This is a genomic window from Pedobacter sp. BAL39, assembly GCF_000170795.1.
Classification (GTDB): domain Bacteria; phylum Bacteroidota; class Bacteroidia; order Sphingobacteriales; family Sphingobacteriaceae; genus Pedobacter.
In genome coordinates this window covers 34,118-48,384 of the sequence record NZ_ABCM01000027.1, presented here as the reverse complement: position 1 = coordinate 48,384, position 14,267 = coordinate 34,118, and the positions used below count along the sequence as shown (strand labels likewise).

Here is a 14,267-nt window from a genome sequence, read left to right as displayed (position 1 = left end):
CAAAGCGCCCAATGTGGTATTGAAGTTATACAAGTTACCTTTGTTAACGTTATCGGGGTCATCAGGGGTAGCATTGATTTGCCAGGTTCCACGTCTGATTGTAGCAATCTCATCGATATTTTGTGTATTGCGATAACTCATTGATCCTACAAAGCCTATTTTCTGCGCTTTTTTTGTCGACAGTTCATAACTCTGTCCAATGCTCAGCTGGTAATTCTGGGAGGGCATTCCCCGGAAAATCCTGCTGCCTAAACGTTCCGTTCCACCTATTCTACGATTCTGATCAGCGACTTCTTCAGCAGTAGTATTTGCGGGGTTAGGATATATGGGATTGAAGGAAGACACATCTTTCAGTCCGGCAGGAAAATGGTTCCTGCTGCCATCGTCAAAACCCAGGTAGTCGTACTTTCCGCGTTTATAAGCATAAAAATCCTCTCCCACTGTCCTGGAGTTGAAGGAGCTTCCGGCACTGAAGGAAAGAAAGTCCTCCGTCGGTATTGAGATGGTATTCACCTGGATCAACCCTCCACCGAAACCTGCAGTCATATCTGGTGTCGCCGATTTGTTCACGATAATACTTTCCACAAGATTGCTTGGAATCAGGGTAAAGTCAAAATTCCGGCTTTGGACATCGGTGCTGGGTAGCATGATCCCATCGAGTTGAGCCACATTGTATCTTTCTGCAGCACCGCGCACCACAACATTTCTGTTTTCCGTAGTACTCAGCCCTGCAATGCGTTTGAGTGTTTCACCGATGTGTTTATCAGGTGTGGCGCTGATCTGTTCGGCGGAGATCCCATCGGTTACCGTAGCGGCATTCTTCTGCCTGGCATATAAACCTTCTACAGAAGCCTTCCGATAGCTACTGGTAATCGTCACGGTATTGAGACTCTGGGCATTTTCTTTTAGTGCAATATTAAGAGGTGTATTCTTGTCTGACAAGATCTTTACATCTGTAATACGCACCGTCTGGAAGCCGATGTAGTTTACTTCAACGGTGTAAGTACCGGCCGGGAGGGAGATCTGGTAACTTCCATCAACAGCATTACTGACAGACTCTTTCAGCTCCAATACTTTTAACGAAGCCCCCGGAAGTGGCTCGCCTTTGCTGTCCAGAATCTTTCCAGAAAGACGACCCGGCTGTTGTACGGGCACATAGGTGACTACAATATTGTTCCCTGTCTGCTGATAACGGGTTGCAGTGTGCCTGGAAAGCATTTGCAGTGCATCCAGCAGCGAACCGTCAAACTGCAGGTCTACCTTGCGGTGTTCTTTAATTTCGCCAAGCATGTAGACAAAACTAAAAGGTGTTTTGGTCTCTATCTCATCCAGTATGGCGCCAATGGTCTGCTGTCTGGCGTTTATATGGATATTTACTTCACTCATTTTCTGCGCTTCGGCAACATTAGCCATCAGTAGCGTAGAGCTCATGGCCAGTAAAATGAGAATTAAGGTGCTGTACTTCATAACAACGAATAACTTCGTTCGTAATTTTTTCATTAGTTTTGTTTGATTTTAAGGAGTTTATTCTTTTTAAAATGTATCCCCTTCTTTAGTTGTCCAGACGCGAAAAGGGGAATAATACTGATGGTCTGCGGTTTAATGCTGCAGACCTTTTTTATGTTGATGATTAATCTATAGGCAGCCCCTCCCTTTAATGGTGATATGATTGTCTTGAATACTATAAGTAAAACCCGCCGTCTTTTTAAGCAGGTCAAGTAAAGCCGTCACCGATAAGCTTTTAAAAGATCCTTTAAACCTGCAGTTTTTTAAGCTTTCGTGTTCAAAGCTGATCCGCACATTATACCATCTCTCCAGCTTTAAGGCTACCTCCTCAAACCGTTCCCCTTTTAAGACAAGCACATCATTCTTCCAGGCAGCGACCTGCTCATACGTGCCAAGGGTATTCACTTTCACAAGACCTGCGCTTTTCGTGTATACCAGCTGTTGTCCGGGTTTTAAAACTGCAAGAGCTTTGTTACCTCCGGTAGCATTGCTGAGCGCCCCGACCTCTACCCTACCTGTGGCCACGGTAACGTCGATTTTTTCCTCCTGGTCAAAGGCCCTGATGTTAAATGATGTGCCCAATACCCTGGTATATAAACCTTCATGCTGAACGATAAATGGTTTTTCAGGGTTCTTTGCCACTTCAAAAAAAGCTTCTCCCCGGAAGGACACCGTTCTGTTACGTAAGTTATAGTCGTCGTGATAGGTGATGCTACTTCCCGGACTTAGGGTAACCACAGTACCGTCTGTAAGAAAAATGCTTTTTCTTTGTCCGTATTGGGTAGTCAGCGTATGCGATCCAACAGGATTCTGCGGGTTATGCCCGGGGTTGAAATTGCTGAAAAAATAAATAAAGCCAATGGCGATGGCCAGGCAGGCAGCAGCGGCATAAGGAAGAAATTGCAATATGCGGCTCCTTCGGGGCCTGATTTGCATCATGACATTTTTGATACGCAGCTCAGTGCCGGCATCCGGTAAGGCTGACCTGTCAAAATCATCCCATATTTTTCCCAGTTGCCCTTCCAGGGCATCTGTGGCAGAATGTCGACTGATGAACTCCATGAGCTCCCTTTCTTCTTCCACATCCAGCTGATCTTCTAAATATGCTGAGAAAAGCCTGCTTAACCTTTGTTGTTCCATTACCCGTATGACAAATCCTGTATAGGTTTTGTCTACCCGCCCATATTAAACTTAGGTTAAACTTTATTCACAGTAATTTAACATATTGATATGCCTAGCGAAAGAGTGTAAACAGCATCACCAGACACAACTGGTCGGACACACTGGCCCTGAGCAACTGATATGATTTTACCAGCTGTGTACGTACTGTACTTGGAGAGAGGTTCAATTGCGCAGCAATTTCTGTAGTGGTCATTCCCTGCTCCACTTTCATGCGATAAATGGCCTTGCGCTGCGGAGAAAGCTGATCAACAAAACCTGCTGCAATTTTTTTAAGGTCGTTGTATTGTATTTCCGCTTCCCCGTCCAGACTCTCGACCTGTGCTGCCGCATATTTTTCCTCATTTGCATACCGGCGTGCAATTTCTTTAAGGCTATTTAGCGACTGGTTTTTAGCGAGGGAAAACAGCCAGGCCGGAAGTGACTCTATGGACTGCAATGAGGTTCTTTTTTCCCATATTTTAAGAAAGACGTCCTGGGAAATTTCCTGGGCAAGTTCGGGAGATTTGACAATCTTTAAAGCGAACTGAAAAATTCGGGGCTCATGTCTGCGCATCAGCTCCTCCAGGGCAGAGGCTGCTCCCATCGCCATGTTGCCTAACAACTCAGCATCTGTTTTGATATCAGCCCTAATTTTGTCCATCTGTTGATGCAAAAGTAAACGGCCCAATGTTATGCTAATGTTAATATTTTGTCCTTTCGCCTACGTAGACCCGGATCATTGTTACGTTACGCCTAAATTATAATGCTCAAGTTCCTTTGCCACAACTACACCCTAAAGTTAATATTGTGTTTATAGTGCAGTTGTAATTTTGCATCATGAAGGAACTGTCTGATGAGAGGATTCTCGAGTTAATAAAAGCTGACAATCATCTTGCATTTACAGTACTGGTGGACAGGTATTGGGAGAAATTATATAAACACCTGTTTTACCGGATTAAGAAAGAGGAGGAATCCAAAGACAGCGTGCAGGAAATTTTCATCAGTTTATGGAACAATAGGTATAAATTAAGTTGTGATGCCGCTGGGTCACTTTCCTCCTACCTTTTCAAATCTGCAAGGTATTGTGCCATCGACTACTTCAGCAAGCCTGAGACAACAATTCCCTATGAACAGGTCCTGGACCTCGCCCTGGAAATCCCCGCAGGTCAGCCGGCAGATGCCAACGTCCTGTTAAATGAGCTGGAAAACATCATCAGCAGAGAAATCTCCAGTCTCCCGGATCAGTTACAGCAACCCTATAAAATGAGCCGGGAGGAACATCTGAGCATCAAGGAAATCGCTTTTCATCTATCCATATCCGAACAGACCGTAAAAAACAACATCACAATGGTCTTAAATAAACTAAGATTAAAAATCAGGCAATACCATTCGGACACGACCATCTGCCTGATCCTGGTGCTTGCTGCCCTGGCCCATTAACGTTAAATAGCATCATGTCTGGCCACTGTCCGGTCAGGGTCCGGGAAAGACAAACACTAAAGAGAGAGAAAAGAGAGACTAAAGAGAGACAAAAGACACAGTGGCTCTCTCTTTTCTCTCTGTTTGGTTCCTCTTTAGTTTCTTATTTGTTATACTGCTTTACGGTCCGTTCCCGAACGGTGCTAACAGTATACCCGAACCTGCTTACTCTTTAGGTGAAGAACCCCTTGGCATTAATATATTTTTGTTGTTTTGATAACGATTTCTTAAAGTACCATGAGCGGTTTTGGCAGATGGTAATACCAGATGTCAGAACATAAAAACACAAAGAACCTTAAGCACCTATTGAGCAAATACCTGCGCGATGAGGTTACCGATCAGGAACGGAATGCCATTGAAGCCTGGTATAAAGCACTTGATCAGCACAGCCCGCAGCAGGATGAATTCCCCGGGCTTCAGTCCAGAACAGAGATCAGGAAAGCCATTCTTCAAAACCTGCACAAAGAAGCAGGGCCACGCCGGCAGCATTGGATTAAAACTCCGGTGATGAAATACACCGCAGCAGTTTTGCTACTGGGTTTACTTGCATTTTTCTACAGCCGGTATCCATCATCGGATAAGCGGACCGCAGATCAGGTGATCACGACAGGCGCTGTATCCAAGAAAACGCTGACCTTACCAGATGGATCTGTTATCCTTTTGAATGCAGGGGGCAGCTTAACCATTGCTTCCGATTTCAATGATAAAGACCGAAAAGTCAAATTGACTGGTGAAGCATTTTTTACCATTGCCAAGGATAAGTCCCGTCCCTTTATCATCCAATCCGGAAAATTAAAAACAACGGTCCTGGGTACATCATTTAACATCAATGCTTATCCCGATTTGTCTGAAACAAAAATTGCCGTCGCTACCGGAAAAGTGAAAGTAGTCCAAAGCAGGAATGGCAAACAGGAGGTGATGCTTGCCGAAGCAATGGTCAAAAACCAGGTCCTGGTCTTTAACCACAAAACGCAGCGTGCAGAAATCAAAAAAGGAGACACGGAATTACTGCGATTATGGGCAGACCAGAAACTTTACATCGACAATTATGCAATCGGCGATATTGCGAAGCAGCTAAGCAGGCATTACAACATAGAAGTCGTTCTTGACCCGAAGATGGATGATCCTGCAAAATATACCATCATGCTGGGGAATGAGCGCATTCAAACTACGGCGGAGATCCTCTCCGAACTGACACACCACACTTTTTACATCCAACAAAACAAACTGTTCATTATGAAGAAAAGATAACCTGAGCTAAAAAAAACCGGATATGCGCTAACATAACCGGTTTACAAGGCGACCTGAAGCAGGGCGCCAACATTTCTAACGAATCTTCACAAACATTAAAAACTACTCAAATATGCATTTTTTTAATTGGGGCTGCAAACGTCCCATATCGTCGCTTATTCTTTTAAAAATGAAACTAACAATAGTCCTTCTTTTATTTTCAAACCTGCTGCTGCATGCTGCCGGTTCGTCAGGACAGTCCATGAAAGAAACAAAGGTATCGTTCAGTGTAAAGAACATGAGCTTAAAACAGGTCTTTAAATTGATTGAAAAACAATCTGCTTTTTCAATAGGCTATAAGAACATGGACATCAATGCGGAACGTAACATATCTGTCTCCGCGAGCAACAAATCTGTGTACGACGTGTTAAAAGACCTTTTGAAAAATGACCATGCAGATTTCAGACAGCTAAATGACAAGTACATCCTCATTGAAGCCCATAAAAAACAAGCGACTGCAGCCGTCCTGAAAAAGACGCTGCCGGCGGTTACTCTTTCCGGCATCGTCAGAGATAAAGACAACAAAGAAACCATCCCTGGTGCAAGCATCAAATTAAAAGGCAGCACACTTACGGCACAAACAGATGCTAAAGGAAGGTTTGTCATTTCCATTCCGGAAGTTAATGATGCAACCGTAGTCCTGGTCAGTTATGTAGGCTATAAAACTCAGGAAATAACATTAAAAGGGGTCAGCCCGGAAAACCTGTTGACCATTGATCTGGAAGAAGATCTACTAGGACTAAATGAAGTCGTAGTGACCGGGCAAGGTCTGAGTGTGAGCAAAAGGCGTTTGTCGACCAATGTCACCACCATTTCTGAAAAACAGATCAGGGACCTCCCGGTGAACCGGATTGACCAGCTGATTCAGTCGCAGATTCCCAATGCACAAATCAAACTGTCAGGCGGACAGGCCGGCGCAACATCGATCATCCAGACCAGGGGTTTTAATTCCGCATTTGCCAATTCTACACCGATTGTTTACATCGATGGTGTGAGGGTGGATAACCTGAATACCGCCCCCTCTATCGGCATGAACTTATCGGGAGGAATTTCCCAGGGTGCCTCCACCAGCTCCCTGGCCGACATCCCCGTTGAAAATATTGAAAAGATAGAGTTCATCAGTGGTGGGGCAGCAACAACCCTATATGGCTCTGATGCCGCAAATGGCGTACTGCAGATTTTCACCAAGAAAAAAGGCTCTGGTGAAGCGGCCTTTAGCGCCGGTGTAGACGTTGGTGCAGAAACTCCGACTACCGATTATCACTATTTTAAAAGAACAAAAGAGCTCCTCTATCAAAATGGCTTATATTCAAAATATAGCCTTGGTGTGAACGGCGGAGACGCAGATATGGGCTATAGTGCTGCAGGAGCTTACAACAAATCTGCTGGCGTCCTGATCCATGATCAGAACCAGCAGGAAAAACTGGATTTCAGAATCGGGCTGAATGCGAAAATTGCTAAAGACCTGACTTATGAAAGTTCATTTTCTTACAATAACCAGCAACTGAAAAGAACAAGAAACGGCAATTCAGGCGGTTATTCCGGCTTGTGGTTTGCGGAGGATGGGGCTTCAAAAATTACCGGACCTCGCTTTAACCCAATACTGGACGACCTGACCGATGAAGAGTTTGCGAAAATGAAGTCTTTCGTGGATTCTGCAGAGATGCTGCAAAACAACAGTTCGAAGGTGAACCGCTTTCAGACTGCCCAGGCTTTCAAATACCAACCGATAAAAAACCTGTTGATCAAAGGTACGGCAGGTATAGACTACCGGATGCAGCGTGAGCAGTCAGTGGTAACAAAATTATTCAACAACCTGATCCGGTCTACAGCAGCGGGATCGCTATCAAACTTTGAGCGCAATTACCTGGGTTTGACCTTCGACCTGACTGCGCAATATGAGTACAAAGTGAAAGACTTCTCATTTCTGAGCACTTTTGGAGGACAGTTGTTCCGTACGGAGGACAGACAGATTTCTTATGTGGGCTCCGACATCAGGGACGGCGCTTTGTCCATTGGACAGGCAGCAACTAAAACCAGTTCTGAGTATTACATAGAAGTTGCCAATTACGGTCTGTTTGTACAGGAGAACATCGGTTTCAAAGATCGTTACTTCATTGATCTGGGTTTACGTGGCGATGGAAACTCCGCCTTTGGAAAATCCGTCGGTGCGCAATATTATCCTAAAATAGGCTTCTCTTACATCCTGAGCGCTGAGCCCTTTTTCATGAATCTGGATCAGCAGGTGTTCAGTGCCATCAAGGTCAGGGCTAATTACGGGGTTTCCGGAAACTTCCCTACTCCTTTTGCCAACGAGCGTACGATAGACGTAACCGGATTTAACGGAACCCAGTCTGCTTCCTTTGGAAACAACGGTAATGATAACTTACGTCCTGAGAAAACCTACTCCAAAGAGGTTGGGATAGACCTGAGTTTGTTTAAAGACAAAGTTTCCTTTACTGCCGGTTATTTTAATAATACCACGAAAGGAGCGCTGTTTATCGTTCCCCCGGCTTCCTCCACGGGTCTGGGCAGTTCATTGCAGAACATCGGCCTGATCAGGAACAAAGGTTTTGAATTCTCAACTTCCGTTTCTGTTATCGAGAACAAGGTATGGGGATTGAGGTTACGCGCTTCAGCAAATACCATAGACAATATGGTGGTAAGCACAGGTGGCGCCCCGGCCTTTAACCTCAATGGTCTGACAGCGCCTACGGTTCAGATTATGGTGAAAGAAGGCTATCCGATTGGTTACATCAGCGGGAAGTATGGTGTCTTCGGGCCGGACAACACGCTTCAAAGCAGCATTCCACTATCGTTCCTGGGTTCGACCATTCCAACACTGAACGGCAGCATGGGCTTAAACCTAAGGTATAAAAACCTTTCCCTGTTTGCCAATGCCGATTACCAGCAAGGTGGCTACATCCACAACTGGGATAAGCAGTTCAGGATCAATTACGGTGCTTCAACTGATGGCGTGCCTGCAGAGGAAATTGCAAAGAACAAAACCGGTAACTGGCTGAATTATTCGCAGCTGTTTGTAGAGAAAAGCGATTTCATCAAAATCAGAACCATCGGATTGCTGTATGCCTTCGATAAAACACGCCTGGGACGCCTGCAAAACCTCACCATTGGTGTCACTGCAATTAATCCGCTCAACTTTGTAGCTTCTTCTTCAGATCCTGAAGCTGTCATGCCCGGAGGAGCTCAGGGACAAGGCTCTGCAACGACGGGTGGACTGAATTATGCCGCACACTCCGCAGCAAGACAATTTCTGGCTTCCATCAAAATAAACTTTTAATCAGAAAAAGAACGATCATGAACTTTAAATTTTTTACCATCACTATACTTCTGGGTACTTTCCTTTCTTCCTGTTCTCTGGTAGACGTTGAAAACCCAAATCTCGGCAATGAATCCTTTATCGGATCGCCACAATCATCACAGGCATGGATTGCCGGAATGAACAGGCAGCTTGCGCTGATGATGAACATGACGGTCGTCTATGCAGAGATTGTATCTGATAATTATTACAACAACAGCTCCCTGTCCAACCAGGTCTTTGACCTTCCCTCACTGCTTGCCTCAGACCTGGACATCGACAATATGGAGCGTTCCATCGCCAGGCTAACCCAAATGGCAGAATATGGCATCAGCGAGGTTGCGCCGGCAGATGCGCAAACCACCAACAGCATGAAAGCTACCATGTATTTTCTGGGTGGCTACGGCTATCTCATTGGTGGCGAGCTTTGCAAAGGATTGCCCATTAGCCCAGGGGGACTGGTTAGCGCTCCTTCAGACCGTTTTATTAAAGCCATCCAATATTTTAACAACGCCTTGTCACTGGAAACAGATGCTGCAAAAAAGAACGTATATACGCTGGCACTCGCCCGCGCCTACTATGATCTTGGCGACAGGGCTAATGCGCTGCTAAATGCAAATGTGATTGTCAGCACTGCACCGACATTGTTAAACTCAGTAGTTTATGATGGCCTCAACGGGGTGTCCAACACGATGCAGACTTATACCTTTACCAACTCCACAAATGTTTTTGCACCATTGCCAAGACTGGATTTCCTTGATCCTAAGTTTTTCCATACCGCCAGCAATTCAGCTACGGATCAAAAGCCGATTGCAATTCTGAAAGGTGAAGAAGCTTTTCTGATCGCCGCTGAAGCAGCCCTGGGAAATGGTGACCTGAACACCGCCAGGACCATGTTGAAAACGTTAATTACCAACGTGATCAACAACAGGCCACGGGCTTCTGTAGATGGGAAGCTTGCCCTGAGGGCAGGAACAAGAAGCGATTATCCGCTACTGGCAACAGTAAAGGTTAAGGCCGATGCTGTATCTACAGAAAAAAGCGGGCTGGTATTAGACAGAAAAGCAGGTAACATTTCTGTTTACACAGTATCAGGAACATCGGTGACCACCACCGACATCGATGCTGCGGCATCTGCCGATGCCTTGTTATATCTTCTGGCGCAAATGAGACAGGAGATCTTTATTTCTGAAGGCAGAAGAATGACCGATCTGGGTATCCGCTTTCCAGTGTCGATCATTGAACAGCAAAACAACTCCAATGTCAGCAATTCAGATACACAGGCCACTATCCCCTCTTTCATCCCGTTGAACAGGGGAATGGATGATTTTACTTACGACAAAACTGCTGGTATCGTCACGATCAAGTTTGACATGAACAAAATCCTGGTGCAGCATAAATCCGAAGCGGGCATATTTCCTTTACTTAAATAACAAAAAGACATGAAAAGACTTCAAGCAAAGGCGATCGGTTTCCTGTTTATTTGCTTACTTGCAATTCCAAACCTTGCATTTAAGTATATGACATCTGCCAATCATGACCTGGAAAAAGAATTTAAAGGAATTATCAGTAAATATAACAAGACTCCAACCGTTGCTCAGAAACTCTGGGATGAGGTGGTCAGCAGTTACAGTGGCGAAAGCAGGCACTACCATAATATGGAACACCTGCAGAACTTCTACAACCAGCTGAAAAAATGCAAACAGCTCACGACAGATCATGACCTGCTGATCATTGCCATGGTCTATCATGATGTTGTTTACAATTCTCCGGATCACAAAGACGAGGAGCGGAGTGCCGACTTCGCTGTGGAAAGATTGAAAGGCATTGGTTATCCTGAAGAAAAGATCGCCAGCTGCAAAGCACTGATCCTGGCCACAAAAACCCACGCCTTGAGTACGGATGCCGATACGAACTACTTTAACGATGCAGACATGACCATTCTTGGACTGGACGAGGCTACCTACAAAACTTATGTTAAAAATGTCAGACTGGAATATGGCAACACGCCACAGTTTGATACAGGAAGAAAGCGTGTGTTGCAGTACTTCCTAGGAATGGACCGCATCTATAAAACGGATTTCTTTTATAAGGTTTACGAAAAACCGGCGAGGGCCAACATCGCCGCAGAAATTACTACGCTGCCATAATTCAGCAACCGAAAGAAGGTCCCGATTAAGTCAGTCGGGACCTTCTTTTTTTTCTTTCCAGCTCGTTCCGCCATCAGAATGGAATTATCCTGCAACGCAGGTTTCCGGGGAAGACCAGCGTATCATGCGGCAATAGCCCAAAATGAAAAAACACTTTTCATTTTGGTATGGTGCTTCAGCCGGATACTTTAGTATGGCCAAATGAGGAAACAAAAAAACATCGTCTGACCGCCCCTTAAAAGCCAGAATTGCCGGTAAATATTCAATTCCTCGTTGAACGCGAGCATTTTAAAGACGCCATCATTGCGTTGAACAGCGCAATGAAATAAAAATTAATGCTACTCAACCACAGGAAGCAGGAAACAAAACCTGCTTCCTTCACCAATGGCGCTTTCTACCCATATTTTACCACCTTCAGCCTCAATAAAATCCTTGGAGATCGCGAGACCCAGCCCCGAGCCCGATTTGTTATTGCCATCCGTAGGTACCTGGAAATACCGGTCGAACAAGCGCTTCTGGTATTGCATATCAATACCCTTACCAAAATCGCGAACGGAAAATTCTATATGATCACCTGATTCAACAATCTGAATGACAACTTTTGATTTTGCAGAGCTATACCGTAGCGCATTTGATAAGAAGTTGACAAGTACCCATGCTGTTTTCTCGGTATCGACATTGACCTTCGGCAGGTCATTCCTGCTGATCAGCTCCAGTTCTATGGATTTCTGCTCCGCCTGAAACCGGACGGCATCCATCGCATAAATAGCAATCTTCCTGGGATCTGACTTTACGAAGTTCAGCTGCAGGTTACCCGTTTCCACCTGTGAGAGGTCCAATAGCTCGCTGGTGATCTTCAGCAGTCGGCCACAATCCTCCTTGATGTGTTGTACCAACTCTTTCTGCTCGGTATTCATACTACCAACGCGCTCATCATCCAGCAGCTTCAGGCTCATTTTAATGGAGGAGATCGGTGTTTTCAATTCATGGGATACCGTGGCAATAAAGTTGGTCTTCGCCTCATCTAATTCCTTGTATTGCGTAATGTTTTTCAGGATATAAACTTCTCCCACATTTTTACGGCTCTCTTTGAGAACCTGACCCTTCCCGTCTTCATAGACGGAAATCATGATTTCTCTTTTTTCCAGCTGGAAATAAGATTCCTTCCCATCGGCATATATCTTCATAGGCTTGTCATCTCCGTTGACCAGCAAAATCCGCTTCAACAGGTCATTTTTCTTCACCAGTTCCTGCACATTGGAACCAATCGTATCCCGCTCAGTCATGTTCAGGAGTTGTGCGGCTACCTTATTCAAGAACAACACCTCCTTCCTTTCGTTCAGCCCAACGATGGCGTCATCCATTTGCCCAATAATCGTTTCAATACGCAGTTTTTCCGATTGTAATTTAGCCAGATTGCTGTCCTCCCATTTATTCAGCTGGGCGGCCATGGCATTAAACTCTCTGGCCAGTTCGGAAAACTCATCACGGCCATTGAACTCCAATCGCTGCTTGTAGTTCTTGCGGCTAATTTCCTTGATTGCCTCCGAAAATTCCCGTAGCGGGTTTGCGACAAAACCAGGGAAGTTGATCACGAAAGAAAAAAGAATCAGAAAACACATAGAAGCCGCAAAAATTAAATAGGTCGCCGCCTTTTCGCCACTCGCCTGCGCGGCATCATTCTTCCTCACAATGGCCTTCATATTCAGTTCATCAATGGTTCTCAATTGCAGACGAGCGTTCTTTAAAGCCTGTCTCTGCAACTGTTCGTCCACCCCCGCGGCAGACAGTTGACGGAATGCGACAGCAAGCGCCGCGACCGCCTGCGCTTCTCCTTTTTCGGTCACATTTTTTTCTTCAAGCCGGAGCTGTACCTCTAATGCTGCTATGGCTCTTGCCGGCAAGGGCAGTTCATGATCATCAAGGATGGCCCTCATGGAACGGGCAAACCTAAGGCTTTCATAGTTATCCTTTAGGATGACTTTAGAGCTTACTGCAATTTTGTTCATATAGTGCAGGGAGATCGCTCCGAAGAACAATACCACCACGAATAAGAATCCGAATCCGAGGCGTAGTTTAGTTTTTATCTTCATAATGTGACGATTATATTTTTAAGAAAGGATCACCAGGTCAGTTTCAGTTTTGGCTATGCTTTTAAGTAGTTTATTGAAGATGGCGGTGCGCATGATGACTTGCCAAAGCTTCAGATGTGGTTTGCCAATACAGATGGTGGTGACTTCCTTTTCTGCTGCAATACGGCTGATGGTTTCTGTTACATCTTCATTTTTCACTTTAAGCACCTCCGCCCCCAGTTCTGTCGCCAGTTTGAGGTTATTGATCAGGTGCCGCTGCAGGTCAAGGCGGATCCTGTCTCCCCCTTCCTGACTTCGCTGTACGTACAGGACGATCCAGGGTGAACGGTAATAAGATGCCAGACGGGCAGTTTTCCTGATGATGATTTTTGCGGTATCATTGTTTGTGGAGATACAGGCCATGAACTTTTCAGGACGAAGTTTGATCTGTTTGGGAACCTCCACATTGATTTTTCTTTCCAGGTGATGAGCTACCTCCTTAAGGGCCAGTTCACGCAACTGCAGGATCCGCTCCGGCTGAAAAAAATTATCCAGTGCAGGTTTAATTTTACTTTGGTCATAGATCTTTCCTTCGCGCAGCCTGTCAATCAGCTCATCAGCAGTGAGGTCTATATTGACGATCTCATCGGCTGACTCCAGGATCTTATCCGGGATTCTTTCGGTAATCGGAATGCCGGTGATGGTTTCGATCTCCTCGTTCATGCTTTCCAGGTGCTGGATGTTCACCGCCGAGATCACGCTTACCCCAGCGTCCAGAATGTCTGCGACATCCTGCCAGCGCTTTCCGTTTTTACTTCCCTCCACATTGGTGTGCGCCAGCTCATCTACAATGACCACTTCCGGATGCAGGTTGATAATGGCCTGGACGTCCATTTCCTCCAGTTCCTTGCCTTTATAGAAGATTTTCCGCCTTGGAACCTGGGGTATACCCGCAAGTAAGGCGTGGGTTTCTGCCCGGTTATGGGTTTCAATGTAGCCGATCTTCAGGTCTATACCAATCTTTAACAGCGCATGAGCCTCCTGAAGCATGCGGTAAGTCTTCCCAACGCCAGCACTCATGCCTATATACACCTTAAATTTCCCGCGTCTTGATTTTTTAACCAGGTCCAGGAATTTCTTTACAGATCCTGCTTTTTCGTCTGCTTCCATTGTTAGATCCTACCACTTTAAAATCACATATCCTTCTTTAACCAAATAACCGATCATAATGATAATTAATCCCATGCATATGCACAGGATTAATTTTACACGAGGGGTTTTTAGATACTC

10 protein-coding genes are annotated in these 14,267 nt (G+C 45.3%); 5 read left to right on the top strand and 5 right to left on the bottom strand.

Going from position 1 to position 14,267, the window contains the following annotated elements; all coding sequences use genetic code 11:
* The 3 genes from PBAL39_RS22950 to PBAL39_RS22940 form a co-directional block, all read right to left on the bottom strand.
* Window positions 1-1,500, bottom strand: a 1,500-nt coding sequence (locus tag PBAL39_RS22950; protein ID WP_157274181.1) for a carboxypeptidase-like regulatory domain-containing protein, incomplete at its 3' end; no start/stop codon positions are given.
* A 135-nt stretch (window positions 1,501-1,635) separates the two neighbouring features.
* Window positions 1,636-2,646, bottom strand: a complete 1,011-nt coding sequence (locus PBAL39_RS22945; protein WP_008246180.1) for a FecR family protein — start codon at window positions 2,644-2,646, stop codon at window positions 1,636-1,638.
* A 94-nt stretch (window positions 2,647-2,740) separates the two neighbouring features.
* A complete protein-coding gene (locus tag PBAL39_RS22940) occupies window positions 2,741-3,328 on the bottom strand; it encodes an RNA polymerase sigma-70 factor (RefSeq protein ID WP_008246179.1) in 588 nt (195 codons plus the stop codon).
* Window positions 3,329-3,504: 176 nt separating this feature from the next.
* On the opposite strand from PBAL39_RS22940, the gene PBAL39_RS22935 reads away from it, so the two are divergent.
* From PBAL39_RS22935 to PBAL39_RS22915, 5 genes are all read left to right on the top strand, one after another.
* Complete coding sequence (locus PBAL39_RS22935) at window positions 3,505-4,107, top strand: RNA polymerase sigma factor (protein WP_008246178.1); 603 nt, start codon at window positions 3,505-3,507, stop codon at window positions 4,105-4,107.
* Between the two features lie 306 nt (window positions 4,108-4,413).
* Window positions 4,414-5,397: a FecR family protein gene (locus PBAL39_RS24915; RefSeq protein ID WP_008246177.1), complete on the top strand. Its 984-nt coding sequence runs from the start codon at window positions 4,414-4,416 to the stop codon at window positions 5,395-5,397.
* Window positions 5,398-5,566: 169 nt separating this feature from the next.
* The gene (locus tag PBAL39_RS22925; protein WP_008246176.1) at window positions 5,567-8,737 is read left to right on the top strand and encodes a TonB-dependent receptor domain-containing protein; all 3,171 of its coding nucleotides are present in this window, start codon (window positions 5,567-5,569) and stop codon (window positions 8,735-8,737) included.
* A 17-nt stretch (window positions 8,738-8,754) separates the two neighbouring features.
* A complete protein-coding gene (locus PBAL39_RS22920; protein WP_008246175.1) occupies window positions 8,755-10,188 on the top strand; it encodes a hypothetical protein in 1,434 nt (477 codons plus the stop codon).
* Window positions 10,189-10,197: 9 nt separating this feature from the next.
* A complete protein-coding gene (locus PBAL39_RS22915; RefSeq protein ID WP_008246174.1) occupies window positions 10,198-10,905 on the top strand; it encodes a hypothetical protein in 708 nt (235 codons plus the stop codon).
* Between the two features lie 338 nt (window positions 10,906-11,243).
* Here PBAL39_RS22915 and PBAL39_RS22910 read toward each other — a convergent pair whose 3' ends face one another.
* Window positions 11,244-12,998 carry an ATP-binding protein gene (locus tag PBAL39_RS22910; RefSeq protein WP_008246172.1) on the bottom strand — a complete coding sequence of 585 codons (1,755 nt, stop codon included), beginning with the start codon at window positions 12,996-12,998 and terminating at the stop codon, window positions 11,244-11,246.
* Window positions 12,999-13,016: 18 nt separating this feature from the next.
* Entirely contained in the window at window positions 13,017-14,147 is a 1,131-nt protein-coding gene (locus PBAL39_RS22905; protein ID WP_008246169.1) for a sensor protein KdpD, read from the bottom strand.
* Window positions 14,148-14,267: the final 120 nt, after the last annotated feature.